The 25757-nt window shown below is 32.6% G+C and carries 27 protein-coding genes; 4 read left to right on the forward strand and 23 right to left on the reverse strand.

Annotated elements, in window-relative coordinates; genetic code table 11:
* Nucleotides 1–136: 136 nt before the first annotated feature.
* From BM120_RS00280 to BM120_RS00335, 12 genes are all read right to left on the reverse strand, one after another.
* The gene (locus BM120_RS00280; RefSeq protein ID WP_091992501.1) at nucleotides 137–580 is read right to left on the reverse strand and encodes a GatB/YqeY domain-containing protein; all 444 of its coding nucleotides are present in this window, start codon (nucleotides 578–580) and stop codon (nucleotides 137–139) included.
* A gap of 21 nt (nucleotides 581–601) precedes the next feature.
* Nucleotides 602–781, reverse strand: coding sequence for a 30S ribosomal protein S21 (gene rpsU, locus BM120_RS00285; RefSeq protein ID WP_002844447.1), 180 nt, complete (start codon nucleotides 779–781; stop codon nucleotides 602–604).
* Between the two features lie 115 nt (nucleotides 782–896).
* The gene (locus BM120_RS00290) at nucleotides 897–1241 is read right to left on the reverse strand and encodes a histidine triad nucleotide-binding protein (protein WP_091992502.1); all 345 of its coding nucleotides are present in this window, start codon (nucleotides 1239–1241) and stop codon (nucleotides 897–899) included.
* Between the two features lie 24 nt (nucleotides 1242–1265).
* Nucleotides 1266–1586 (reverse strand): putative heavy metal-binding protein, encoded by a 321-nt coding sequence (locus tag BM120_RS00295; RefSeq protein ID WP_091992503.1) that lies wholly within the window; start codon nucleotides 1584–1586, stop codon nucleotides 1266–1268.
* Nucleotides 1587–1733: 147 nt separating this feature from the next.
* On the reverse strand, nucleotides 1734–2456 hold the full coding sequence (locus BM120_RS00300) for a CPBP family glutamic-type intramembrane protease (RefSeq protein WP_207645679.1): 723 nt from the start codon (nucleotides 2454–2456) through the stop codon (nucleotides 1734–1736).
* Nucleotides 2457–2623: 167 nt separating this feature from the next.
* Nucleotides 2624–3928: a tRNA (N(6)-L-threonylcarbamoyladenosine(37)-C(2))-methylthiotransferase MtaB gene (mtaB, locus tag BM120_RS00305; protein WP_091992504.1), complete on the reverse strand. Its 1305-nt coding sequence runs from the start codon at nucleotides 3926–3928 to the stop codon at nucleotides 2624–2626.
* A 30-nt stretch (nucleotides 3929–3958) separates the two neighbouring features.
* A complete protein-coding gene (locus tag BM120_RS00310; protein WP_091992505.1) occupies nucleotides 3959–4747 on the reverse strand; it encodes an RsmE family RNA methyltransferase in 789 nt (262 codons plus the stop codon).
* 10 nt (nucleotides 4748–4757) lie between these two features.
* Nucleotides 4758–5702: a 50S ribosomal protein L11 methyltransferase gene (prmA, locus tag BM120_RS00315; protein WP_091992506.1), complete on the reverse strand. Its 945-nt coding sequence runs from the start codon at nucleotides 5700–5702 to the stop codon at nucleotides 4758–4760.
* 238 nt (nucleotides 5703–5940) lie between these two features.
* On the reverse strand, nucleotides 5941–7242 hold the full coding sequence (gene brnQ / locus BM120_RS00320; protein ID WP_091992507.1) for a branched-chain amino acid transport system II carrier protein: 1302 nt from the start codon (nucleotides 7240–7242) through the stop codon (nucleotides 5941–5943).
* A gap of 297 nt (nucleotides 7243–7539) precedes the next feature.
* Complete coding sequence (gene clpB / locus BM120_RS00325) at nucleotides 7540–10140, reverse strand: ATP-dependent chaperone ClpB (protein ID WP_091992508.1); 2601 nt, start codon at nucleotides 10138–10140, stop codon at nucleotides 7540–7542.
* Nucleotides 10141–10157: 17 nt separating this feature from the next.
* Nucleotides 10158–10754, reverse strand: coding sequence for a hypothetical protein (locus tag BM120_RS00330; protein WP_091992509.1), 597 nt, complete (start codon nucleotides 10752–10754; stop codon nucleotides 10158–10160).
* A complete protein-coding gene (locus BM120_RS00335) occupies nucleotides 10751–11170 on the reverse strand; it encodes a replication/maintenance protein RepL (protein WP_091992510.1) in 420 nt (139 codons plus the stop codon). The genes BM120_RS00330 and BM120_RS00335 overlap by 4 nt, the downstream gene beginning before the upstream one ends.
* A gap of 362 nt (nucleotides 11171–11532) precedes the next feature.
* On the opposite strand from BM120_RS00335, the gene BM120_RS00340 reads away from it, so the two are divergent.
* The 3 genes from BM120_RS00340 to ispG are packed head-to-tail and all read left to right on the forward strand — an operon-like array spanning nucleotide 11533 to nucleotide 14835.
* On the forward strand, nucleotides 11533–12711 hold the full coding sequence (locus BM120_RS00340; protein WP_091992511.1) for a 1-deoxy-D-xylulose-5-phosphate reductoisomerase: 1179 nt from the start codon (nucleotides 11533–11535) through the stop codon (nucleotides 12709–12711).
* Between the two features lie 37 nt (nucleotides 12712–12748).
* Entirely contained in the window at nucleotides 12749–13762 is a 1014-nt protein-coding gene (gene rseP, locus BM120_RS00345; RefSeq protein WP_091992512.1) for an RIP metalloprotease RseP, read from the forward strand.
* 17 nt (nucleotides 13763–13779) lie between these two features.
* Nucleotides 13780–14835 carry a flavodoxin-dependent (E)-4-hydroxy-3-methylbut-2-enyl-diphosphate synthase gene (gene ispG / locus BM120_RS00350; RefSeq protein WP_091992513.1) on the forward strand — a complete coding sequence of 352 codons (1056 nt, stop codon included), beginning with the start codon at nucleotides 13780–13782 and terminating at the stop codon, nucleotides 14833–14835.
* A 147-nt stretch (nucleotides 14836–14982) separates the two neighbouring features.
* Here ispG and BM120_RS00355 read toward each other — a convergent pair whose 3' ends face one another.
* The 8 genes from BM120_RS00355 to BM120_RS00390 form a co-directional block, all read right to left on the reverse strand.
* A complete protein-coding gene (locus tag BM120_RS00355) occupies nucleotides 14983–15912 on the reverse strand; it encodes a DUF4846 domain-containing protein (RefSeq protein ID WP_091992514.1) in 930 nt (309 codons plus the stop codon).
* Between the two features lie 28 nt (nucleotides 15913–15940).
* Nucleotides 15941–16726 (reverse strand): phosphatidate cytidylyltransferase, encoded by a 786-nt coding sequence (locus BM120_RS00360; RefSeq protein ID WP_091992515.1) that lies wholly within the window; start codon nucleotides 16724–16726, stop codon nucleotides 15941–15943.
* Between the two features lie 10 nt (nucleotides 16727–16736).
* On the reverse strand, nucleotides 16737–17468 hold the full coding sequence (locus BM120_RS00365; protein WP_091992516.1) for an isoprenyl transferase: 732 nt from the start codon (nucleotides 17466–17468) through the stop codon (nucleotides 16737–16739).
* Nucleotides 17469–17654: 186 nt separating this feature from the next.
* Nucleotides 17655–18212 (reverse strand): ribosome recycling factor, encoded by a 558-nt coding sequence (gene frr / locus BM120_RS00370; protein WP_091992517.1) that lies wholly within the window; start codon nucleotides 18210–18212, stop codon nucleotides 17655–17657.
* Between the two features lie 104 nt (nucleotides 18213–18316).
* A complete protein-coding gene (gene pyrH / locus BM120_RS00375; RefSeq protein ID WP_091992518.1) occupies nucleotides 18317–19021 on the reverse strand; it encodes a UMP kinase in 705 nt (234 codons plus the stop codon).
* 68 nt (nucleotides 19022–19089) lie between these two features.
* The gene (gene tsf, locus BM120_RS00380; protein ID WP_091992519.1) at nucleotides 19090–19998 is read right to left on the reverse strand and encodes a translation elongation factor Ts; all 909 of its coding nucleotides are present in this window, start codon (nucleotides 19996–19998) and stop codon (nucleotides 19090–19092) included.
* 99 nt (nucleotides 19999–20097) lie between these two features.
* Nucleotides 20098–20862: a 30S ribosomal protein S2 gene (gene rpsB / locus BM120_RS00385; RefSeq protein WP_091992520.1), complete on the reverse strand. Its 765-nt coding sequence runs from the start codon at nucleotides 20860–20862 to the stop codon at nucleotides 20098–20100.
* A gap of 162 nt (nucleotides 20863–21024) precedes the next feature.
* Nucleotides 21025–22179: a protein kinase domain-containing protein gene (locus tag BM120_RS00390; protein ID WP_242941511.1), complete on the reverse strand. Its 1155-nt coding sequence runs from the start codon at nucleotides 22177–22179 to the stop codon at nucleotides 21025–21027.
* A 225-nt stretch (nucleotides 22180–22404) separates the two neighbouring features.
* Between BM120_RS00390 and BM120_RS00395 the strand changes: the two genes are divergently transcribed.
* Nucleotides 22405–22986, forward strand: a complete 582-nt coding sequence (locus BM120_RS00395; RefSeq protein WP_091992522.1) for a hypothetical protein — start codon at nucleotides 22405–22407, stop codon at nucleotides 22984–22986.
* 212 nt (nucleotides 22987–23198) lie between these two features.
* Here the strand turns inward: BM120_RS00395 and BM120_RS00400 are convergent, their stop codons facing one another.
* The 3 genes from BM120_RS00400 to msrB are packed head-to-tail and all read right to left on the reverse strand — an operon-like array spanning nucleotide 23199 to nucleotide 25751.
* Entirely contained in the window at nucleotides 23199–23510 is a 312-nt protein-coding gene (locus tag BM120_RS00400) for a hypothetical protein (protein ID WP_091992523.1), read from the reverse strand.
* A 15-nt stretch (nucleotides 23511–23525) separates the two neighbouring features.
* Nucleotides 23526–24755, reverse strand: coding sequence for an alanyl-tRNA editing protein (locus BM120_RS00405; protein ID WP_091992524.1), 1230 nt, complete (start codon nucleotides 24753–24755; stop codon nucleotides 23526–23528).
* Nucleotides 24756–24809: 54 nt separating this feature from the next.
* Nucleotides 24810–25751, reverse strand: coding sequence for a peptide-methionine (R)-S-oxide reductase MsrB (gene msrB / locus BM120_RS00410; protein ID WP_091992525.1), 942 nt, complete (start codon nucleotides 25749–25751; stop codon nucleotides 24810–24812).
* Nucleotides 25752–25757 lie beyond the last annotated feature (6 nt).

Consider the following 25757-nt stretch of genomic DNA (forward strand, 5'->3'; position numbering starts at 1 on the left):
AATACTTGCAAATCTCACAATGTCAATAGCATTGTATATCCTCTATAATTTATCATTTCAAGATTTAATTTCAGTCAGGGCTTTCGATTTTGTATAAATAAAATCCCTATACCATCAAGTAGCATAGGGATTTCATTTATACAAAATTCTTTTTCACAAGTTCATTTATCTTTCTGCCATCAGCACGACCAGCAGTTTTAGGCTTAATACTAGCCATGATTTTACCCATATCCTTCATTGAAGTGGCTCCAACTTCGGCAATGGTTTCAATCACAATTTTTTCTAATTCTTCTTCGCTTAATTGTTGAGGTAGGTATTCTTTTAAAACTTGTATTTCAGATTTTGTTTCTTCAACTAGATCTTCTCTGCCAGCTTTTTCAAATTCAATTAGAGAATCATTTCTTTGTTTAAGCTGCTTTGAAATAATATCTATTATTTCAGCATCACCTAACTCGACACGATTATCTACTTCATATTGCTTGATAGCAGCTCTAACCAAAGTAATTACTGACTTTCTTAAAGTATCCTTATTTTTCATAGAAGACTTTAAATCTTCTTGCAGTTTTTCTTTAAGGGACATCCCCTTCACCTCTTCTTATTACTATCTTTTAGCGTTTTTTCTTCTAGCGGCTTCTGCCTTTTTCTTACGCTTAACACTAGGCTTGTCATAGTGTTCTCTTTTTCTAACTTCTGACATTATGCCAGACATAGCACACTGTCTCTTAAATCTTCTAAGCGCACTATCCAATGATTCGTTCTCTCTTACTCTTACTTCTGACATCTGTTTCACCTCCCTACAACTAGCGATTTATTAACCTAAAATAAATTAGTTTAATACCATAATATTATAATCTATTTTTTTAGATTAATCAATAGTTTTTGTAAATAATCAGTGATTAGTCTGTAACAAGCTTTGTCAGCTTTTTTCCAGCCAAAACATGATAATGAATATGAGGAACCTCCTGTCCACCATCTTTTCCACAGTTATTTATAATCCTATATCCATCTACAGCAAAGCCTTCCTTATCTGAAATTTTTCTTATTGCAGAATGAATATCAGCAATTATCGACATCTCATCAAATGGTATGTCTTCCAGACTGACATAGTGCTTCTTTGGAACAACCAAAATATGAACGGGTGCAGCTGGATTCACGTCTCTAAAAGCAGCAACCTTCTCGTCCTCATATACCAAATCTGTTGGAATTTCTCCATTGGCCAACTTACAAAATATACAATCCATAAATAAACATCTCCTCTCGCTATATTATCTCAATTTCACAGCAGTTCCAGAACATGTAACCATCAACATACCGTTGTCAGCACCCAATACCTCGTAATCCATTTTTACACCGATTACAGCATCAGCACCCATGCTTTGAGCTCTGCTTTCCATTTCCTTCAAAGCATTTTCTCTTGCTACCAAAAGCTCATCTTCATAGCCTTGACTTCTTCCACCGAAGAAATTTCTAAGACCTGCACCGATATCTTTCAATATATTAATCCCAGATACAACTTCTCCAAATACTATTCCTTTGTATTCAGCTACTTCTCTTCCATCAATATTGTTTGTAGTTGTTATTATCATAATAAACCTCCTCAAAGCTTTACACATCCACAACATTTTATATCCCCATTATTTCTATGTTGTGAAGATGTCATTTAGCCAAAATAGTAAAATAAAATATGGTATTATGTTTCCTACTACTATTATATAACCTTTTTCATATCTTTTCTACAAAAAGTATGAGATAATACCCAGACCTATTATATCAGCAATTGTATGCGAAAATGCAAATAAGAATAAATTGTCTTTTTTAAATTTAGTATATAACATATAATATATTATACCTAGCACCAAGCATATCCCAAGCGCTAGAAAAATACCTTGATATGTATGAAAGGAAAATCTTACCAACAGAGATAATAAAAAATAATATTTTCTATACTCTGGTTTTACTGAAAGACAAATACCTATAAAGTATATTTCTTCGTAAAAGCCATTCAAAAAAGCGTACAATACAGATGATAATGAAATTATTCCCAATATGCTAAAATCACTATTTGTTGATTGTATATTCGCTGACGAACCAACCTCGATAAAATGAAAATAAGCAAGAGAAAGTAAATCCATAACTAATGCCACAAGTATAAAAATCAACACTGCACTAAATATCGTTTTTATACTGATTTCAAATTTCCATTGCGAAAAATCGAAATTTCTCAGTTTTAAATAGATAAACACCAAAACCAATAACGAGCCTTGAATAAGCATTGCGTAGTAATTTTGAGCAGAAGTCACTTTTTCTATTTGAATTATTGACTTTGAGCCTGTAGCCAAGAAAGCTTCAGTTGAAGAAACTATTGCTGAGTAAAATAAAATAAATGTAATAATCAAAATATCCCACACTTTTAGCTCTTTTAATTTTTCTCTGTTTTTTCCAAATAATACTCCCATATATTACAACCCCTTAATTGTTTGTTAATAGCTAATTAATATTATATTTAATCTTTTAAACACAAACAATAAAGTTTTTCTTAATATTTATTAATTTTTTGTTAAAATATGTGAATATTTTTTAATTTTTTGTTAAGATTTTATTCTCGATAATATTTTGTTTTTTGTTAAGATTTTGAAATCAATTCACCCATACAATAATCATCCATAATATCTGATATTCTTACATCGACAAATTCTCCACTTATGTCGTTGTCTGACCTCACCTTTATTCTAATATAATTATCAGTTAAGCCTTCATAATATCCATCGTTATCCAGCTCTTCTACAAGTATTCTCAATTCTCTACCCTTAAATTTTTCCACAAAATGTCTGAAATTTTTTGTACATAGGCTCAGCAATACGCCACTCCTAAAGCTTTTTGTTTGAGAATCAATCTGATTTTCCATAATAGAAGCAGGTGTACCTTTTCTCGGAGAATATTTAAAAATATGAGTATGCATCAATTTTAATTCTTTCAAAAATCCTAGAGTCTCTAAAAATTCCTCATTACTCTCACCAGGAAATCCTACAATCACATCAGTTGTTATCGAGACATCCGGAATTCTATCTCTCAGTATTTCAACGATTCTTTTATATTCTTCAGCACTATATCTTCTGTTCATTCTCTGTAACACTCCATCACTTCCACTTTGCAATGAAAGATGAAAATGTGGAGCCAGCTTTTCCAAGCTACAGATCTCAGAAATAAATTCATTTGTAAACAATTTCGGCTCTACTGAGCTGAGTCTAATCCTCTCTATTCCGTTGATATTGTGAACTTCTTTCAACACTGTCAATATGTCACTACCATCTCTCAAATCTTTCCCATAGGATGCTACATGTATTCCAGTCAAGACTACTTCCTTGAACCCATTTCTCGACAAAAGCTCTATCTCTTCAACTATTTCATCTATTTTTCTCGATCTTATTCTTCCTCTTGCATACGGTATAATACAGTAAGTACAATATCTATCGCATCCATCTTGAATCTTAATAAAGGCCCTCGTTCTTCCATTCGTCTGACTAATTTCAATCGATTCAAAATCTTTTACTTTCATTATGTCATCAACAGTACTTACCTTTGAATCGACGGTCAAATTATCGATATTTTCTACAATCGCTTTTCTGTCATTTGTTCCCATTACCAAATTAACCTCATCTATGTCCAATATTTCCTCAGGAGAAACCTGAGAATAACATCCTACCACAGCAATTATTGCATTTGGGTTTTTCTTTTTCATTCTTCTTATATACTGCCTTGACTTTCTATCAGACATGTGAGTAACTGTGCATGTATTTATAACGTAAACATCAGCATATTCTTCACTATTGACACTTATATATCCATTTTTTTCAAATAGCTCCGTCATCGCTTCAGTTTCGTATTGATTCACCTTGCAGCCCAAAGTGTAAAACGCAACTTTTTTCAATATATTTCCTCCTAATAACAATCTTTGTTTCTAAACTCCACCCAAATCGCCAAATTCATATTGTACAATAGCTGTAGCAACAATAGCTGCAGTTTCAGTTCTAAAAATCCTTGGTCCCATTTTTACAGATTTCGCTCCATTCTCTCTAATCAAAAAATTTTCCTCTTCAGTAAATCCACCCTCAGGTCCGATAAAAATACCGATTTTTGGCTTTACTTGAAGGTTTAATTTTCTTTCGATAATACTTAAAATATTATCACTTATCAAAACCTCTTTTATTCCCAGTGCGTTTTCGTTTTCGTATGGAGAAATATTAATGTCGTTATTTTTCATATCCTCCAGAGCATCTTTAAATGACATAATCCCTTTCAATTTCGGTATAACTCCTCTTTTGCATTGTTTTGCTGACTCATAAATGATTCTTTCCCATCTCCCAAGCTTTTTATCACTTTTCTTTTCATCGACGCTTACCACCGTTCTATCTGTATCAACTAAAATTATTTCTGAAACTCCACTCTCTGTAAGCTTCTGTAGAATGATTTCCATCTTTGTATTTTTCGGCAAGCCTTGATAGAGCCTAATTTCAATATTGCTCTCTCTGCACATATCTTTCTTTTCTATAATACCCAGCAAGATGCTATCCTTGTTAATTTCAACTATCTCACAAATAAACTCATTATCTGCTCCATCACACACCTCTAATCTATCTCCAACCTTATATCTAAGCACCTTCGAGATGTGTTTTACATCTTCACCTCTTATTGTCATTGAATTATTTTCAAAATCTATCCATTCCTTTTTTACAAAAAACCTATCCATAATATCTCCGTTATTTAGCAATTATACAAGACCATTCACCCTTTTTGATAACATCCACAACTTCAAATCCATTGTCTTTTAAATTTTCCAACACTTCATCTACCTTTGCCAAAATAATGCCTGATGAAATAAAAATCCCATCATCCTTTATCAATTTTTTGACATTACCTGACATCTTCATTATTATATCCGCTATAATATTTGCAACAACGATATCTGCCTTCACACCTTCTTCGATTTTATCTGTCATATTACCAGCTATTGCTGTCATAACATTCTGCACATTGTTTTTCTGAATATTTTCATTTGCCACTTTTACAGCCATTTCATCAATGTCAATTCCGACAACATTTTTGGCTCCTAATTTTGACGCTACTATTCCAAGAATTCCACTTCCACATCCTATATCAAATACTGTCGATTTTTCTGAAACATATTTTTCCAAATTTTCAATACACATACCTGTTGTCTCATGATTACCAGTTCCAAACGCCATACCTGGATCCATATGAATAACCAAATCACCTTCAGATGGGATATATTCTTCCCATTCCGGCTTTATTACTATCCTATCACCTATTTTGGTAGGCTTGTAATACTTTTTCCAATTATTCGCCCAGTCCTCTTCATTTACACTATCCGTAAAAATCTCACCTGCACCAATATCTATTCCAAAATTTCTCAGCTCAGATATTCTAATTTTTATCGCTTCAATAAAAGTCACTACATCATTTTCTTCTGAAATATATGTTTTTATATACACATTCTCATCTTCTGTATTAAAAACATCTTCCTCTACATAATCCCAATCATATTCATGAGCTTTTTGAAATAAAAAATCCTTTGGATCTTCAATCATAGCACCCTGTGCACCATTTTCAAAAAGAATATTTGTTATGGCCTCTACCGCCTCTGTAGTTGTTTTTATTTTTATTTCTATCCAATTATTACTCATAAATTTCTCCTCTGCATGCTATATATACTATCTGATTACATTTTTGTATTCAGTTAATTCTACCATAAAATAGACGCTCCTACAATATTCTACATCTATGATGCTATTATGAATATTTCTACCATCAAGCAGTAACAGCTATACACTCTCTATAATAAAAGCATTATTACCTATAAAAAAGACAGAGTCTTTTTTACAGTAGACTCTGTCTCTCAAAAATATCTTCTAAATATAATTATTATGCATTCTTTGATGGTATAAATCTACCAATTATTCCTGCTATCAAAACAGGCACTGCCCAGAAGAATCCGATATTACCACCTGGCAGCTTATCAAGTGCAGCAGCAAGGCTAGCTAAAGCTGTCATGTTTTTAAAAGCTTTGATTCCAGGAAGTGTATGTAAAACACCTAGTATAACAGCAACCCAAATTGCACACTTAAATACATTATTGTTCTTAATCTTGTCATTAATCATTCCAAGGAAGATAAATGCAACAACTGCTGGATAAATCATACCAAGAATTGGAGCTGCAATTGAAATTATTTTATCAACACCAAAGTTTGATACAACTGCTGAAAATACACAAACAACAACTACGATTACTTCATATTTCAATTTTCCTTTTGTTAACTGACTGAAGTAATTTCCACAAGATGAAGATAGTCCAATAGCTGTTGTCAAACAAGCAAGTGCAACTATTACTGCAAGTATAACTTTACCAGTTCCACCAAGGATTCCCTCTGTAATTGAAACTATCAATGCTGTTCTTTCAACAGTATTGTCATATATAGGAGATACTGTTGCTCCAAGGTAAGTCAAACCACCATATACAAATGCCATACCAATAACAGCAACTATACCTGCAACTATTGTAGCTTTAACCATTACGCTTCTTTCTGTATATCCTTTTTGTCTAATCGAGCTTATTACGATTCCAGCAAATATACATGAGGCCATGGCATCCATTGTCTGATACCCTTCATTAATACCATTAACTGCCAAATTATCAACCAAAGTTCTTTCCAAAGGCTGTCCAAGAGGACTTACAATACCCTTAATAATCAATACAGCCAAACATATCAAAAGTGCAGGAGTTAGAAATGCACCAACTATATCAACAACCTTTGATGGCTTAATTGTAAGAATTAGTACTATAGTGAAAAATATAATTGCAAAAATGATTGGACTTAAACCTGTTCCTATTGTAGGTTTAATACCTATTTCATAAGTAGTAGCTGCAGTTCTCGGAATTGCTAAGAAAGGTCCGATACATAAAATCATTAAGCTACCAATTAGGACACCGATAAATCTCCCTGCTCTTGTAAATAATGCTTCCATGTCACCATCAGTTCTAGTAAGAGCAATAACACCAAGTAATGCCAAACCACCATCAGCAAATAGGAATGCAGCAAATGATGTAAACCACTGAGTACCTGAAACTACACCAAGTAATGGTGGGAAGATCAAGTTACCTGCTCCGAAGAACATTGCAAATAACGCAAAACCGATTACCAATGAGTCTTTAAATTTAACCTTCATTTTTTTTCCTCCTCTTAAATTAAATAATAAATTATTTCTCTTTTAGTATACATTTAATTATCTGTAATGTCAAACAATTCTTTATATTCCTAATTTTATTAGTTTCACAATTTGTTAATAAATCTGCAACAAATTAAGAAAACGTTTTATTATTTTTTTATTTTCAGTGTTTTTTTGAAAAAGCATTTTCAAAAAACAATAAAATAGAGATATAATAGTTTTCTTACTAAAATACCTCTATTTTTTAAATTATTAATCAAATTATAAATATTCAATGAAATAATCTTATTTTTATTTCTATTTCTTATTAATAATTAATTCTCCATCATGGTTGTCTATTAATATACTATCTCCATTTTCAAAATATCCTAATACTATTTTTTTCGCTATTTGTGTTTCAATATTATTATTTATGTATCTTTTTAGAGGTCTTGCACCATATACAGGATCATAGCCAACTTCGACGATATAATCTTTCGCTCCATCAGTAATGTCCAACTCAATATCTCTATCTGCTAATCTATTTCTCAGGTCATCAAGGAATATATCGATAATGCTCTTTATCTCTTCTTTTTCTAGAGGCTTAAACATTATTATGTCATCGACTCTATTTAAAAACTCAGGTTTAAATCTAGCTCTCATTATGCTTAAAACCGCTTCATTCACATCTAGAGCATCATTTTCGTTCCTTTGTCGCTCCAAAAGTAAATGACTACCTATATTTGATGTCATAATTATCAGAGTATTCTTAAAGTCAACTGTTTTCCCCTTGTTGTCTGTTAATCTACCATCATCTAGAATTTGTAAAAAAATATTAAAAACATCATCATGTGCTTTTTCTATTTCGTCAAAAAGGATTACCGAATATGGTTTTCTCCTAACTGCTTCAGTCAACTGCCCACCTTCTTCATATCCAACATAGCCCGGAGGTGGTCCAACCAGCCTTGATACACTATGCTTTTCCATATATTCAGACATATCGATTCTTACTATCGCATCCTCGCTGTTGAATAATTCTCTAGCCAAGGTTTTTGCCAGCTCAGTTTTACCTACACCTGTAGGACCTAAGAAAATAAATGAACCAACAGGCTTCTTGGGATCGCTCAATCCAGCACGAGATCTTATTATAGCATCCGAAACAGCCTTAACCGCTTCATCCTGTCCAACTACTCTCTGATGGAGAACTGACTCCAGATTGATTAATTTTTCTTTTTCAGATTCCACCAGCTTTGTGATTGGTATTCCTGTCCACTTTGAAATTATCTCTGCTATTTCATCTTCAGTAACATCCTCCTTTAGTAGTATGCTTTCTGCTTGTCTAGAGTATTCCTCTTCGTGCTTTCTAATCTGCTCCTCTAAATTTGGTATTTCTCCATACTTTACCTCAGCAGCTTTATTGAAGTCATATTCTCTTTCATATCTTTCAACCTTGGACCTTGCATCATCCAATTTCTGTTTCAAAGATTTTAAATCCATTATTTTACCCTTTTCCACTTCATATCTTGATGTCAGTGAGTCATTTTCTTCTCTTAAATTAGCAAGCTCGCTCTCAAGCTCGAACAGTCTATTTTTCGATTTCTCATCCTCTTCCTTCAACAGAGCTTCCCTTTCTGTTTCAAGAGTGAACATTCTTCTTCTAACATCATCTAACTCAGTTGGAAGCGAATCAATCTCACTCCTGATCATTGCACCAGCTTCGTCAATCAAGTCAATGGCCTTATCAGGCAAAAATCTATCTTGAATATATCTATCAGAAAGCTTCGTAGCTGCCACTATTGCATTATCATGTATCTTTATACCATGATGAATTTCGAACCTCTCCTTCAATCCCCTAAGTATTGAAATCGTATCTTCAACCGAAGGCTCATCAACAATTACAGGTTGGAATCTTCTTTCTAGAGCCTTGTCTTTTTCTATATATTTTCTATATTCATCAAATGTCGTAGCACCTATACAGTTTAGCTCACCTCTGGCAAGAATAGGCTTTATTAGATTACCTGCATCCATAGAGCCCTCTGTCTTTCCAGCACCAACTATATTATGTATTTCATCTATAAATAGTATTATTTTACCATCTGAGTTTGTAACCTCTTTCAATACTGCCTTTAGTCTTTCCTCGAACTCGCCTCTATATTTTGCACCGGCAATCAACGATCCCATATCAAGTGAGTATATCGTTTTATTTTTTAGCCCCTCAGGAACATCTCCCTTTACAATTCGTTGAGCCAAGCCTTCAACTATAGCTGTCTTACCAACACCTGGCTCACCGATAAGAACAGGATTGTTTTTCGTTCTTCTCGATAGTATTCTTATCGCTCTTCTTATCTCTTCATCTCTACCAATAACTGGATCCAATTTATTGTCACGAGCTAATTTCACAAGATCAATCCCATACTTGGATAGTGCATCATATGTACCCTCGGGGTCCTGAGTATCCACTCTCTGATTACCTCTAACCTCTCTTAATACTTCTAAAAATTTTGTCTTATCTAGATTGTATTGTGTAAATATTTTCGATATATTTGTATGCTTTTCTACATCGAAAATAGCAAGCATTAGGTGTTCAACACTTATGTATGAATCCTTAAAATCAACTGATATGCTCTCTGCCCTTACCAAAATATCATTAATTTTTCTAGTAGCTGTCACACCCTGAGAATTTACACCTTCTCCAGTTACTCTTGGGAGCTTGTTTAGCTCATTCTTTAAGGCTCCAAGAATTGATTCCGTTTTTATATTCATTTTTTCCAGAATACTTGAAATAAGACCATCCTCTTGATTAATCAAAGAATATACCAAATGAATCGAATCTACTTGCTGATTATTATTTTTAACTGCTTCCGAAAAAGCGTCATTTAATGCATTTTGTACTCTTAATGTCATTTTTTCTGCGTTCATAATATTTCACATCCTTCCTAATAAATCTTACTTGTTATTATCGATTTTCTAAGATCTAACAAACTGTCGAGTATATCCTCACCCATTTCAGCATCAAATCTTAGACTCAATTTAATTGTATTTTCATCATTAAAAAAAACTATATTGTCATCACTGTTTACAAGCATCAAAACATCATAATCCAATTTTATCACATTACCATAACTAATCCCCCTGCATAGCTCTACAAAATATCTATTATAATTGATATAATAGGCCTCTTCTCTTACATCATACTCATAATCTGCTACAATATTAAAAACTCTTATCACAAATCTATTGATTGTAGTAAACATATTATCGTCATTATATAGTGTCAACTCCTCATAAAAATATTCATTAAATAACGGATGAATATTTTTTTTCAATCTTAGTAAATATGAATCAGATAAGTTAAACTCCAACTTCCAATAGTTAGTAGAATACTTCCCCAATGATATTACTTTTCCACCAATCATACCTTTATCATAATCATCAAGTTTGCATATAAAATTATTTATACTAATCACATCATTTTGACTTTTAAATAAAGAGTCAAACCATCTCATAACTTCTCTATCAATACTCAAGTTCATTTCAAACCACCATTCCCATTCTTTATTTGATTATAGCTATACACCAACTTATCTCTCTCATACTTTGAGCCCTTATATGAAATCAATGGATTTATCATATACATACCATTCCTTATTTTTCGCAAAAAATCTCGTCTTTTATATTCACCGAAGATTACCGACAAACCTGTCTTTGGATATTGAAGAAGCTCTGACAGCTCATCTAATGTCATATTAATTTTGTTATCCCTATCCATAATGCTAATCAATATAATTGGAATCATGGATTTTTTTGGCATTGTATACTCAAGTGCTTTTATATAATTGGGGGGTGAAATGTTTATAAATCTATCTATGCTTTTTCTGCTGTCCATTACTCTACTTTCAGTAAAATCTGCATTATCTTTCCTTCTTGAGTTTTGCTTTATTTCAAACATCTGTATCACCTCATACTCTTTTAAAAATCATCCTTCGTTTGTCAATAATATACACCTATAAAAATCCGATGTCAACACTGAATAATTACAGTATTTATTATTTTAATATATTTTTATTTATTAATTTAGTATATTAAATTGATTTTTTTGATATATATTACTATGTTGTTTATCAATTGAGTAATTTTGTATTAGCACATTGATATTTTTCTTTACATTGTGTACTTATTCAAATGTCAATATAAATCAAAACCATTAATTTTTTTTATTCATGTCTATTTTTTCTCTTTAAGCTACAATTTAGGTATAGAAAGTATAATTATTTCTATAAATTAATAAAAATATGAATTGGAAGTGAATAGATGAAAATTTCAATATTAGGTTCGACCGGATCAATAGGTACTCAAACGCTTGACATTGTTAGAGAGCATAGTGACCTGTTTTCGGTAGAAGGTATCACAACAAACGAAAATATAGATTTGTTAATAAAACAGATAGAAGAGTTTAAGCCTAAAAAGGTTGCAATCTTTGACAGATATAAATTTGAATACTTTTTAAGAATTTTAGAATCAAAACGCAAAAATGACACTTATCGTTCCATATATAATAATCTGGAGGCATACTATGGAATGGAAGGATTAATAAATATCGCTGCCTCAAGCACGATTGATATCCTTGTTACAGCAGTTGTTGGTATGATCGGTTTGAAACCAACACTCGAAGCAATAAAAAATTCAACTACAATTGCTCTAGCCAACAAGGAAACTCTTGTAACCGCCGGTAAAATAGTTATGGAAGAGGCTAAAAAACACAATGCGAAAATCATTCCAGTTGATAGCGAGCATAGTGCGATTTTTCAGTGTATTTCTGGTGAAGGTTGCAACAAGATCGACAAAATCCTGCTGACTGCATCAGGTGGCCCTTTTAGAGGAAAATCGAAATCAGAGCTCGAAAACGTAACGAAAAACGATGCGTTGAAGCATCCTAACTGGACTATGGGTCAAAAAATAACTATAGACTCCTCTACTCTTATGAACAAGGGCTTGGAAGTAATTGAAGCGAGATGGTTATTTGATGTGGCTCCAAAGGATATAGTAGTTCATGTTCATCCACAAAGCATAATTCATTCGATGGTTCAATTTGAAGATTCTTCAATCATCGCTCAATTGGGATGCCCCGATATGAGAGTACCAATCCAATATGCACTAACATATCCAAACAGAATACCATCAAATTTTGAAAAGCTTGATCTTTTTTCAATCGCTAATCTTTCTTTTGAAAAGCCTGATTTAGATGTTTTTCCATGTTTAAAGCTGGCTTATGACGCCCTTGAAAATGGAGGTACAGATTGTGCTGCACTAAATGCAGCAAATGAGGTGCTGGTTTCAAAATTTTTAAATGATGAAATTGGTTTTTATGACATACCAAAGTACATTGAGCTAGCGATAAAAAAGCACAATTATATTGAAAATCCAACACTGGAGGATATTTTATACACAGACGAATGGACAAGGTCATTTATTGGAGACCACTTAAAATAATGTTATATTTTAAATTGATTATAAGGAAGGTGAATAAATGAATATAATAGCAGCCATATTAGTATTTGGCATAATAATTTTTATACATGAATTAGGCCATTTTTATTTCGCAAAAAGAGCCGGTGTAACTATACACGAGTTTGCGATTGGAATGGGACCTACTCTCTTCAAAAAGAAAAAAAATGGTACAGTTTATTCAATCAGGGTATTACCTATTGGTGGTTTTGTCGCAATGGAAGGTGAAGACGAAGAATCAGATGATCCAAACTCATTTGCCAAAAAGACTTTAAAAGAAAGATTCTTGTCCATAGTAGCAGGACCGCTGGCAAATATCGTTCTTTGTGTTTTGCTATTGATACCATTTTATGCAATTGTTGGATTCCCTACAACGACATTAAATATCGTTCAAAAAAATTCTCCTGCTTATTCAGCGGGATTGCAGTCTGGCGATAAGCTGATTTCAATCGATAACAATAATTTAGATTCGTTTAATGACGTTAGCAAGCTAATTTCGGAATCTGGCGGCAAGAAATTGACTATCCGATACAAAAGAGGAAGCGAAGATAAATCCACAACAGTAATTCCAGAAAAAAGTGCTGGAAAATATATAATTGGAATCAATCCAAAATACAAGACAGATTTGCTACAAGCACCAAAGCAAGCAATCGTATCGACTTATCAAATATCCAAAACTATGTTGATATTCTTGTGGCAGTTAGTGACTGGACAGTTATCCGGAAAAATAATGAACTCGCTTTCTGGACCAGTTGGAGTCGTAAATATGGTTTCAAAAGCAGCTACAACTGGGATTTTGGATCTAGTTTTTATGACGGCACTGATAAGCTTGAACATTGGAATTATGAATCTACTTCCAATTCCTGCACTTGATGGCTGGAGAATCATTATGCTAATTTTTGAGGGTCTAAGAGGTGGTAAAAAAGTTCCAGCAAAAATTGAAGGATACATAAATGGAATTGGTCTAATAGCACTTATGGGATTCATGCTATTCATAACCTACAAGGACATAGTTAGACTATTCTTTAGAAATTAATATCAGAAAGGTAAAAAATGAATTATCTTAGAAAACATACAAAAAAAATAAGAGTTGGAAATATTTTTATAGGTGGTGACGCCCCAATAACAGTACAGTCGATGACCAATACCGACACAAGGGATTCAAAATCCACTATCAATCAAATAGCAAAACTGGAAGATGTAGGATGTGATATTGTAAGAATTGCTGTTCCCGATTTATCAGCAGCAAAAAATATAGGTGAAATAAAAAATAACACAAATATTCCAATTGTAGCTGACATTCACTTTGATTATCGACTTGCTCTTGAAGCAGTAAACCAGGGTATTGATGCAATAAGAATAAATCCTGGAAATATCGGTGATATAGAAAGGGTAAGAATGGTTGTGGAAAGCTGTAAAAAAAGATCCATACCGATTAGAATTGGAGTAAATGGAGGTTCTCTTGAAAAGGAGCTTATCGAAAGGTTTGGCTCAGCTACTCCGGAAGCAATGGTTCAATCCGCATTAAGCCATATAAAAATACTGGAGGATTTGGATTTCGATGATATTGTTATATCATTAAAAAATTCCGATGTAATAAAATCAGTTCAAGCATATAGATTGATATCATCAAAGGTAAACTATCCACTCCATTTGGGAATAACAGAATCAGGTGGTATAAAAAAGGGAACAATAAAATCTTCTATCGGCATAGGCGGACTTTTGGTAGATGGTATTGGAGACACTATCAGAGTTTCTTTGACAGGCGATCCAACGGAGGAAATAGGCGTTGGAAAAGAAATCCTGAGAAGTATAGGACTGTTAAATGACAAAATAAAAATAGTTTCATGTCCTACCTGTGGAAGGTGTCAAATTGATTTGATTAATTTTGCAAGCGAGATTGAACAAAAAATAGAACATCTCGAAAAGGACATTACTGTTGCCATTATGGGATGTGCTGTAAATGGACCGGGAGAAGCAAAGGAAGCTGATATTGGAATTGCTGGCGGAAATGGTGTCGGTCTATTGTTCAAAAAAGGAGAAATAATCAAGAGAGTTCCTCAAGAAGAAATAGTAAATACACTTCTAAAGGAAATTGATAATATATAATCCAATATCAAAAGCTCATATATACTCTTATAAGGGTATATTATGAGCTTTTCTGTTACATATAACAATCGGTATCAATAGAAATTTTATTTTTTGAATATTAATTTCTGCTTTTAAATATTAAAGTCTATTTTTAAACATTAAATTTTATTGTTGAGCATTAAATCTTCTTAACTCATCCAATTTAAATGTCCATTGTGGTGTCTTTAATTCTCCATTTTCTTTTATTTCATCAATACTGTACCATGGTGAAATAGCTTTATTGTTTTTGTTGATCAATATTTGAGTCTGCTGTGCAGGCATATATGACTGTGCTAACATAACTATTTTTTTATTACCATTTACTGCCATATCAACCACCATAATAGCGTGTCCTACTCTCTTAGTCCCTGGAGTTCCTCCTATTACGAACATATCGCCTATTTCTATATCATCTATATTTACCTTAAATGTATCCTCCACCAAGGAAAGAGTTCCACTATACGCGTATACCACAGTCATAAACCTCTTATATACGCTTTCATTTGTTGAAGGCTCTGACATTAGAAAATATTCTCCAGTTTCCGGATCTACTCTATATCCTCTAGTGTATTTTCCAAAATCTGCAACACCACCTGAAACAAATTTGAATCTCATCTTAGAATATTCTCCTTTTTTATACAGATAATCTCCAATAAACTTGTAGCAAGCATCTGCACAGTGTAGTAAATTCTTTCCTTCCAAATCTACATCAAATACAGAATCATAAACACCTTGATTTGGTTTTTTGTCGCCATTATAATAATTTGATTTTTCTCCGTATGGCTTCAGCTTCTCATGTCTCAAAAAATAGGCGAAAGAATCATTATTAGCTTCTACTCTCTTATATCCCTCTGGCAGTAGATATCTTGATTCAATATCCATACCAGATTTATTTAGTAAGTCTGTATTTACATCTGTCTCTACTTTTTTTGAAATCGCTGATTTTTTATTTTCATTTTTTGAATTCAAGTCATTCTTTTCAGAACATCCAGATAATACAGTAAGCGAAATTATCGAAACCATCGATATGAGAGAAATTTTCTTAAAAGCTTTCATAAATACCCCCTCCAAAATAACAATCCGATTACAGCTTATGTTGGAAATATAGCAGAACCAAATACACGTATGGTGCTACTAGAAGAACGCTATCAAACCTGTCTAATACTCCTCCATGACCTGGAATCAATTTTCCAAAGTCCTTTATTCCAACATATCTTTTTATTGAAGATGCCAACAAATCTCCTATTTGACCAAATACAGATCCAAAAACAGACAGAACAAGTACCTTACCTATATCTAGCCTAAAAATTAATGCAAATATCAAACTAAATAACACACAGCATACAACCCCACCCAAGCTACCTTCAATGGTTTTATTAGGGCTAATATTAGGAATCAGCTTCTTTTTCCCAAAGCTTTTTCCTACAAAATATGCTCCAGTATCCGTAGCAAATGCAATAATAAAAATCAACCAGACATAAATATTTCCACCATCTATATAGTCAATAGTATTGATAATATAATTAAAGCAAAAGCATACATACATTATCCCTGAAAAAGTGATTGAAATTTCCAGAATATTTCTTTTTTGCGTAAGAATATAGATCATTCCAACCATAAATACAACGAAAAGTAGCAATGAAAAAGTTTCACTTCTCCATTGATATATATTTCCGAAGAGTAATATCACAGAATATATATACCCCAATTCCTTTACAGGGTAAATATCCATGTTTTCGAAGGCACAATAAAATTCGTGCAATGCAATACACATCAAAATCACTCCACCAATATATAGTGGTATACCCTTAATGACCAATAATATCAATAAAGGCAACAAAAACATTGCTGATATTAACCTTTGTTTCATAAGCTTCCTCCTATTTTACTGCCCCGAATCTTCTATCCCTTTTCTGGTACGAATAAATAGCCTTTTGTAGGTTTTTCTCATCAAAATCCGGCCAGTGAATATCTGTGAAATAAAACTCCGAATAAGCAACCTCCCATAACAAAAAATTACTCAATCTCTGTTCACCACTCGTCCTAATAACCAAATCAGGGTCAATTATATTTTTTGTATATAAATACTTAGAAATCATATCGTCATCAATATCCTCAACACTAATTTTACCATCTGAAACATCTCTAGAAATTTCTTTGACTGCTTTTTTTATATCATCCCTTGAACCATAGTTAAGCGCAAGACTTAGTGTAACTCCCGTATTATTTTTTGTTTTTTCAATTGATCTTCCCAGTTCATCAACACAGACACTTGGTAATTTAGAAATATCCCCAATAGTCAGTATTTTTACATTATTTTTATGCAATTCATCCAATTCATTTTTCAAATAGGTAACTAAAAGTCCCATTAAAGCTGATACCTCCTCTTGAGGTCTTTTCCAGTTTTCAGTAGAAAATGCATATAACGTTAGATATTTTACGCCCAATCGTGAACATTCTTTTACTATTTTTCTTATCGTTTCAACTCCGACTTTGTGTCCATATGTTCTCGGCATAAACTTTGATTTTGCCCATCTCCCATTACCATCCATAATAATAGCAATGTGGTTTGGAATTTTTTCTATATCAATATCATAATAATTCTGTTTCATAGCTAAATGTATTAAAAATAAGTCCTTTCCGTTATAATTTCAAATCACTTTCAATATTAAAAAGTGTATAACTATATTATACCCCATATTCATCACCTATGGATAGATAAAAATAAAATAATATACAACAAATAAAAAATCCCACCACAGCTATTTTACCATGGTAGGATTGATTGCATTTTTTTATTATACAGCCATAATATCTTTTTCTTTTTCATCTGTCAACTGATCAATTATTTTTACATATTTGTCAGTCATTTTCTGAACCTCTTCAGTTGCTTTTTTAGCATCATCCTCAGTAAGTTCACCAGATTTTTCCAGTTTTTTGATTTTGTCGTTAGCATCTCTTCTTTCATTTCTTATTCTTACTTTGAAGGCTTCAGAAGCTTTAGAAGCCTTCTTTGCGAGCTCTTTTCTTCTTTCCTCTGTAAGCTGTGGAACTACAAGTCTTATAACTGAGCCATCATTAGTTGGTGCAATACCAATATCAGATTCGGAAATTGCCTTTTCTATTGCATGGATACTAGATTTATCCCAAGGTGTTATTGTCAAAATTCTACCTTCTGATACTGCAATAGCCGCCATTTGATTAACAGGAGTAGGTGTTCCATAGTAATCTACTCTAACTTTATCCAACATAGACTGATTTGCTCTACCAGCTCTAATTGTTCCAAACTCAAATTTTAGAGCCTCTATTGTTTTTTCCATTTGCTCTTCAAGCTGTACATGTACATCTAATTTCATAATATTTCCTCCATAAAAACATTACTGATTTTTTAAAAAATTATTATAATATCAACCGTTATATTTATTTTACACCATCATATAATTCTTATTCAAGAATTAATTTATTCAACTGTAGTACCAATATCTTCTCCATATACAACCTTTATGATGTTTTCTGTTGATAGTTCGAAGACCTTTATTGTTATTCTGTTATCCATACAAAGTGAAGTCGCAGTTGAATCCATAACCTTTAACTCTCTATTGATAACCTCCATATAAGAAAGATTTACAAATTTCTTTGCATCTGGATGAATCTTTGGATCCTTATCATATACCGCATCAACATTTTTCGCCAATAAAATTACATCGGCCTCCATTTCTGCGGCTCTCAATGCTGCAGCAGTATCAGTTGAAAAATATGGGTTACCAGTACCAGCACCAAAAATTACCACACGTTTTTTTTCTAAATGTCTTACCGCTCTTCTTCTAATATATGGCTCAGCAACTTGACGCATCTCTATTCCAGTTTGAACTCTTGTAGGTACTCCTATATCTTCTAGTGAATCCTGTAATGCCATCGCATTCATAACAGTCGCCAGCATACCAATGTAATCAGCAGTTGTTCTGTCCATACCCTGACTAGTTCTTCCTCTCCAGAAATTACCTCCACCTACAACTACGGCAATTTCTACTCCTACATCGTTTAATTCCTTTATACCTTGTGAAATCTCTCTAAGTACCTCATTATTTATTCCAAATCCAGTTCCACCAGATAGTGCTTCTCCACTTATTTTTAATAATACCCTTTTGTATACCGGTTCAGCCATTTTATATCTCCTTTATTACATTTGTTTTTTAAAAAAGAGAACACAAAAGTGTTCTCTTAAATTCAAAATTACTTCAATTGCTTTGCAACTTCGTCAGCAAAGTTTTCTTCTCTTTTTTCCATTCCTTCTCCAACTTCATATCTAACAGCCTTAGATACTTTGATAGAGCTTCCAACTGACTTTTCTACAGAAGCAACCAATTTAGAGATAGTAAGCTCTGAATCCTTTACATATACCTGATCCATCAAACAAACTTCTTTTAGCTCCTTATTCAATCTACCAATAACCATCTTTTCAACGATTTCAGCTGGTTTTCCTTCGTTCAACGCTTGCTGAGTTAATACTTCCTTTTCATGAGCAATGTATTCTTGGTCTACATCATCTCTTGATATATATTTTGGATTCATCGCAGCAACCTGCATAGCAATATCTTTTCCTAATTTTGAAATCTGTTCATCCTTAGAATCAGTATCTAATACTACAAGAACACCAATTTTTCCACCACCGTGGATATATCCAGAGATAACACCATTAGTTGAAACTTTTTCAAATCTTCTCACATCAAGCTTTTCACCAATAGTAGCAATTCTATCATTCAATACATCCTGTAGTGCTTTTCCTTCTTTATGCTGTGCAGAAAGTAATGTAGCAACATCTGAAAAATCTCCATCCAGAACCATTTCCGTAACGTCGTTAACGAAAACCTTAAAATCTTCGTTCTTTGCAACAAAATCTGTTTCAGAGTTAACTTCAGTTATCGAAGCAACAGTATTATCAGCGTTTAATTTAATTGTAACTAAACCTTCTGCAGCGATTCTATCAGCCTTCTTCGCAGCCTTAGATAATCCCTTTTCTCTTAAAATGTCTATTGCTCTTTCCATATCCCCATCAGCTTCTGTAAGAGCCTTTTTGCAGTCCATCATTCCTACGCCTATTGATTCTCTTAATTCTTTTACCATCTGTGCAGTAATAGCCATCGTAAAATCCTCCTGTAAAATAATTTTTAATTAGTTTTTATTATTTATAAAATGGTAAGGGCAAAGCCCTTACCATAAGCATTCTCAATAATGTATTAACTACTCTACTTCTGAAGCTTCCTCTGTTGATTCAACATCTTCAGCTTCTTCTACTTCAGACACTTCATCAGCCACATCGTCAACACCTTGTCTAGCTTCGATTACAGCATTTGCCATTGCAGCAGTTATTAATTTTACAGCTCTTATAGCATCATCATTTGCTGGTATTGGGAAATCCAAATCATCAGGATCACAGTTTGTATCAACTGTTCCTATTACAGGTATTCCTAATCTGTGAGCTTCCTGTATAGCTATATTTTCTTTTCTTGGATCAACTACAAAAATTGCTGCAGGTAATTCAGGCATATCCTTGATACCACCTAGGAATTTTTCTAGCTTTTCCTTTTCAGCTCTCAATTTTATAACTTCCTTCTTAGGAAGAACATCAAATGTTCCATCCTCTTCCATAGCTTCTAGCTCTCTAAGCTTCTGAATTCTAGTTTTGATAGTCTTGTAGTTTGTCAACATACCACCTAGCCATCTTTCATTTACGTAGAACATTCCACATCTAATAGCCTCATCCTTGATAGCTTCCTGAGCTTGTTTCTTTGTTCCTACGAAAAGGATTGGCTTTCCAGTTTCTGCAACCTCTTGCATGAATTTGTAAGCCTCATCAATTTTTTTAACTGTCTTCTGTAAGTCGATGATGTATATTCCATTTCTTTCTGTGAATATAAATCTCGCCATTTTGGGGTTCCATCTTCTAGTCTGATGACCAAAATGAACACCAGCTTCTAGTAATTGTTTCATTGAAATTACTGACATTATTTTTCCTCCTTGGTTTCTACCTCCAGCACGCTCAACTTCCTAAAAAACCATCGGCACCTTTTAAGAATCCCGTTGCTGTGTTTATTTTATATTTTTTAAATAACCTTTATTATTTTATCATTTAAGCAAATTATTGTCAAGATAAAAAACAAAATGAATTTAAATAAGGAACGAATACAGCATACTTCCTATTATTAGAAGTACAATCGTTACAACCACCAATTTTTTTAACATGCCGTTTTTCTTTTTCTTCTGCTGATTTTGCTTTTTATTAATCTTTTTAGATTCTTTTTTGCTATTTTTTTTCTTTTCTAATTGATTATTTCCCTTACTTGGCTTTTCAAGTGCTTTTTCAATAGCTGTTAAACTGATTTTGCTAGTCTTGTACATTTCTTCTGGACTAATTCTCCCTGTCTTATGTAACACAGATTCCAAATCAGGCTCAGATAAATCGGCATTTTCTAACTCCTCTTGGCTTTTATACATAAAATGACTCAAGCTGAGAATTACCTCATTATAGTTTTTGTAGCAAAGATTATCATTTCTTTCTAATAATTTCTTTATTATTTCAATGAAATCTCTATTTTGTCCACTCAAATTAATCTTTGACCAAATTACACCTTTATCAATTGCCCTTATCAATTGTTTTTCAGTGTTTGCTTGATTAAAAGGAAATTTTTTAAACGTCGATTCATATAAGATTAGGCCCAAACAGTAAAGATCAGTCTTCATATCTGTAAAATCTATACTTAACTGAGATGGCGAAAGGTATTTCAAGTTACCTGAGCATCTTATATTTGTTCCTCTATTTGCCTCTGTTATACCAAAATCAGCTATTTTTATATTGTATTTATCATCAACTAGTATATCATTAGGCTTTAACGAGCCGTGATTTTTTCCTAGCGAACTATAGGCCTGCAATGTCTTAACAACCTGAGTTGAAATCCTAATCAACGCTTCTAAATGCAGATATGCTCCCTTATTAAGAGTAGCTAGTGAAACTCCATTGAAATTTTCATACACTATGTAGTATAAAAGATTGTCGACAGTTCTATGCACTCCAACATCGATTATTTTCAAAATGTATGGACATTTTAATTCGCTAACAACAACACTCTCATCTATCAAATTGGGAATAAAATCTAAACTTATATATCTATTGTTTTCAATTATTTTTATCTTTACATCCACATTTTTTTCAGAATCATATGCATTGTAGAGTTTGTTTTCTTCTATGTAAATTGGCTTATCTGTTATCTCATATCTATTACCAATAAATATCACATTTACCCCTCCTGCTTCAGTAGATTTCATATTACTATAATATTTTATCATATTTACAGAATTGTTTCTATAGTATCATCTAATTAATAAAACTCAAAAGTTAATTATTTTCCACAATTTAACTTCACTTTTTATCAAAATATTGTCGACTATTATCAAGTATTTTATTGACTATTTGCTTTAAATTTAATATAATGTAAGTGATAATTTGGGTATTATATACCCTCCATTTTTATTGTAAAGGAGTTGATTAATATGGGTGATAATTCGAAAAAGAATTCTGGAAAAACAATTAATTTTGCCGAAAGAAAAAAAACAATAAACAGTAGACATTCTCACGCTTCTTCACATAAAAATGTTATCAACGACAATCGCGTAATACAGTATGACATAAACAAAATGAGGGAACAGATAAATCAACAAACAAAAAAAAGGATGAAATTTTTTAGCTCCGATAGGTTACCTCTTTGGGTAAAGCTGATTTATGCTGGCATTATACTTGTGTTCGCAGTGCTCGTATTAGCTAAATTCACTAATAACTTTGGTATTGCTAAAAAAAGCAATATACCCTCTAGGTTCGAATACCAATCAAAGAGCTTGGACACTGAAGATACTGTGAAATATGAATCAATTATTGAGACCAGATTAAAGAATTTGATTTCTAGTGATGGTGATATTGAGGTTGTAACCTCTTCTCTTCACAAAAACGACAAGTATGTTTTTGCTGATGGGTATTTCACATATCCCAACAATAATGACAAGATATTCTTTGATGCAACAATTGTATCAGATAAATTGACATCTTTGATTATAAATGGATACAACCTAATAAAATAATGGAATAGAAGTATTTTTCTACAGTGTTAGGTCTAGTTTAACTCAGCCTGTAGCATATTTTATATAATCTTAAACATAATAATATAAATAATACAGATAATATAAATAATACAAATAATATAATCTTAAACAAAAATTAATATATGAAGTTAAAATTGAGTTCCTGAATGCAATCTAGCATACAGGAACCCAAGAACCCAATAATACATACCTTACCTAATATAGGCAAAATATGTTCCAATTGATGATATTATCAAAGCAATAATATTGATAATTCTGCATTTATTATAATCTTTTTTGAAAACTATCAATGACAAGAACGATAGTATAATCGCAACAATCCCCAAGTAAAAACCATGAATTACACCAGAAGACGATCTAATAACAGAAAGAATTCCTAGAATTAAAACATATATTCCGACGACGTTTCTTACAACATAGTTTTTAGCAAGTGTATTAGAGATACAACAATACAAGAAGAACACTAGCAAAATGCCAAGAATAATTAATCCAGTTTTTGTCATAAAACACTCCTTTTCTTATTTTTCATTTTTTATACTACTTTTTATATTTGCAAAAAAAACTAAAATATCTTCAGCTTTTTCGCAAATGCCTTGAGCCAAAAACCTTGAACCACCGCCCTTGGCTCTAACTATATGTGAGCTTTCCTTCCACAGCTGTCCCATATTTATAATATGATATTCATCGGATATAGCTTTAGAGCACTGTAGTAGTATCTCCGTATTATTTTCTTTTTCATTCGCAATAAAAACGATCGCTCTATTATTTTCGGTAATATATCTTCCTAAATCCTCAATTAACCATTTTTGATCGTTCGAAAAAACCTTTGTTATCAATGTTATTTCACCGAAAGTGCTTTCACCACTATCCATAAGCTCATTCGAAATTGTTGGCAATAGCTTGTTCTCTAGATATTTCTTTTCCAGCACTAATTCATCCCTTTTCAGCCTTTCATTCATCAAAGCATTAATTATCGTATCCTCATTGCAGCTATAAAGGTTCAATATTTTTCCAAACACATTCTCTCTTTTCAATACGAAATCTACAGCTCTTTTGCCAACCAAATATTCAAATCTGGTTCCGTTTTTATTTTTATAGTACCTCACTATTTTTATAAGCTTTAGATCGCTTGTATTATAAACATGAATACCACAACAAGCATTTATATCCAGATCTCCTATCTTAAGAATTCTGATTCCGTTATCTGTTTCTGGAAGCTTCCTTCTCGTCACAATATTATCATCTTCTGATACATAATTTTCTATTTCAATAGACTGTTGGATTATTTCATTTGCATATAGTTCAATTTTCGACACCATTTCATCGTCAAATAACCCTTCTATATCCAACTGCGAAATCAATTTTCCAATATGTAGTCCAGTAGTATTTCTACCAAAGAGCTTATAAAAGCACCCTGATAATACATGTTGTCCAGAATGCTGGTGCATATTATCCTCTCTATGCTTCCAATCGATATTTATATTCACTCTGTCTCCAACATTAAAATCTGAAGCTTCATTTACATAATGCAAATTTCCATTTACTTCATCTTCCTCTACAGAAAGAATTTCAAATATTTTATTAGAATTATCAACAATGCTTGCTATATCAGCTGCTTGTCCTCCACCACCTGGAAAAACAATATCTTCTTCAAACCTCAGACCAACTTTACCATTTGAAAGCACTATTTCTTTGATAGTCGTTTCCAATGAATCTAAATATCTTTTTCTATAGTACAATTTTTCCATAATATGATCTTTCCATTTCTTTCCTATTTTACTATAATTTACAGGTTATTCAATTTACTCAACAAATCTCTTGTATTCAGAATAGCCAAGCTCATCCATCTTTTCAACAGGAATAAATTTTAGAGAGGCTGAATTAATACAGTATCTTAGTCCTGTTGGTCCATCCTCGAACACATGCCCCAAATGACTATTTGCTGACATACTCCTTACCTCTACTCTTTCCATACCATGAGAAAAATCTGTTCTCTCCATTACTGATGTATCAAAAATTGGTTTTGAAAAAGCTGGCCATCCACATCCCGAATCGAATTTATCAGTAGAGCTGAACAGTGGCGTTCCATCAACAATATCAACATAAATACCTTTTTCAAATTTGTCAAAATACTCATTTTCAAAGGGTACTTCTGTCATATCATTTTGAGTAACCTCAAATTGCAGATCTGTCAGTTTTTCCTTAAGAATGTTTCTAGCTTTGTTATTCCTATCCCAAAAATACTTTACAAAGCTGTACCTTCCACTATTCTTGTAGTAAGTATTATAGTGATTTTTATTCTTCTCATAGTATTTTTGATGGTAGTCTTCTGCAGGATAGAATTTCTTTAATGGAAGTATTTCAGTAAAGGCTTTTTTTCCGTTTCCATAATTTTTTTCAATTTCCCTTTTCGATTTTTCTACTATTTCTCTTTGTTCATCAGTTGTGTAAAATATTGCAGAAGAATATTGACTTCCTCTATCCACAAATTGACCTCCATCATCAAACGGATCAATCTGTTTCCAAAAAATGTCCAATATTTCTTCCAATTTAATTTTTCTGTTATCAAATGAAATCTCGACCGCTTCGTAATGTCCAGTATTTCCAGAGCAAACCTCATTATATGTTGGATTTTCTGTAGAGCCACCAGTATAACCACTAATAACAGCCTCTATACCTTCATATGAAGAATATGGTTTCACCATGCACCAGAAACAGCCACCTGCTAATGCTATTTTTTCCATATCAAT

This window comes from Peptostreptococcus sp. D1, assembly GCF_900112955.1.
Taxonomy (GTDB): Bacteria; Bacillota; Clostridia; order Peptostreptococcales; family Peptostreptococcaceae; genus Peptostreptococcus.

Coding starts and splice junctions, on each gene's coding strand:
- BM120_RS00280 (WP_091992501.1), bottom strand. CDS start 580: ATGTCCCTTAAAGAAAAACTGCAAGAAGATTTAAAGTCTTCTATGAAA.
- rpsU (WP_002844447.1), bottom strand. CDS start 781: ATGTCAGAAGTAAGAGTAAGAGAGAACGAATCATTGGATAGTGCGCTT.
- BM120_RS00290 (WP_091992502.1), bottom strand. CDS start 1,241: ATGGATTGTATATTTTGTAAGTTGGCCAATGGAGAAATTCCAACAGAT.
- BM120_RS00295 (WP_091992503.1), bottom strand. CDS start 1,586: ATGATAATAACAACTACAAACAATATTGATGGAAGAGAAGTAGCTGAA.
- BM120_RS00300 (WP_207645679.1), bottom strand. CDS start 2,456: ATGGGAGTATTATTTGGAAAAAACAGAGAAAAATTAAAAGAGCTAAAA.
- BM120_RS00310 (WP_091992505.1), bottom strand. CDS start 4,747: ATGGATAGGTTTTTTGTAAAAAAGGAATGGATAGATTTTGAAAATAAT.
- prmA (WP_091992506.1), bottom strand. CDS start 5,702: ATGAGTAATAATTGGATAGAAATAAAAATAAAAACAACTACAGAGGCG.
- brnQ (WP_091992507.1), bottom strand. CDS start 7,242: ATGAAGGTTAAATTTAAAGACTCATTGGTAATCGGTTTTGCGTTATTT.
- clpB (WP_091992508.1), bottom strand. CDS start 10,140: ATGAACGCAGAAAAAATGACATTAAGAGTACAAAATGCATTAAATGAC.
- BM120_RS00330 (WP_091992509.1), bottom strand. CDS start 10,754: ATGAACTTGAGTATTGATAGAGAAGTTATGAGATGGTTTGACTCTTTA.
- BM120_RS00335 (WP_091992510.1), bottom strand. CDS start 11,170: ATGTTTGAAATAAAGCAAAACTCAAGAAGGAAAGATAATGCAGATTTT.
- BM120_RS00340 (WP_091992511.1), top strand. CDS start 11,533: ATGAAAATTTCAATATTAGGTTCGACCGGATCAATAGGTACTCAAACG.
- rseP (WP_091992512.1), top strand. CDS start 12,749: ATGAATATAATAGCAGCCATATTAGTATTTGGCATAATAATTTTTATA.
- ispG (WP_091992513.1), top strand. CDS start 13,780: ATGAATTATCTTAGAAAACATACAAAAAAAATAAGAGTTGGAAATATT.
- BM120_RS00355 (WP_091992514.1), bottom strand. CDS start 15,912: ATGAAAGCTTTTAAGAAAATTTCTCTCATATCGATGGTTTCGATAATT.
- BM120_RS00360 (WP_091992515.1), bottom strand. CDS start 16,726: ATGAAACAAAGGTTAATATCAGCAATGTTTTTGTTGCCTTTATTGATA.
- BM120_RS00365 (WP_091992516.1), bottom strand. CDS start 17,468: ATGAAACAGAATTATTATGATATTGATATAGAAAAAATTCCAAACCAC.
- frr (WP_091992517.1), bottom strand. CDS start 18,212: ATGAAATTAGATGTACATGTACAGCTTGAAGAGCAAATGGAAAAAACA.
- pyrH (WP_091992518.1), bottom strand. CDS start 19,021: ATGGCTGAACCGGTATACAAAAGGGTATTATTAAAAATAAGTGGAGAA.
- tsf (WP_091992519.1), bottom strand. CDS start 19,998: ATGGCTATTACTGCACAGATGGTAAAAGAATTAAGAGAATCAATAGGC.
- rpsB (WP_091992520.1), bottom strand. CDS start 20,862: ATGTCAGTAATTTCAATGAAACAATTACTAGAAGCTGGTGTTCATTTT.
- BM120_RS00390 (WP_242941511.1), bottom strand. CDS start 22,179: ATGAAATCTACTGAAGCAGGAGGGGTAAATGTGATATTTATTGGTAAT.
- BM120_RS00395 (WP_091992522.1), top strand. CDS start 22,405: ATGGGTGATAATTCGAAAAAGAATTCTGGAAAAACAATTAATTTTGCC.
- BM120_RS00400 (WP_091992523.1), bottom strand. CDS start 23,510: ATGACAAAAACTGGATTAATTATTCTTGGCATTTTGCTAGTGTTCTTC.
- BM120_RS00405 (WP_091992524.1), bottom strand. CDS start 24,755: ATGGAAAAATTGTACTATAGAAAAAGATATTTAGATTCATTGGAAACG.
- msrB (WP_091992525.1), bottom strand. CDS start 25,751: ATGGAAAAAATAGCATTAGCAGGTGGCTGTTTCTGGTGCATGGTGAAA.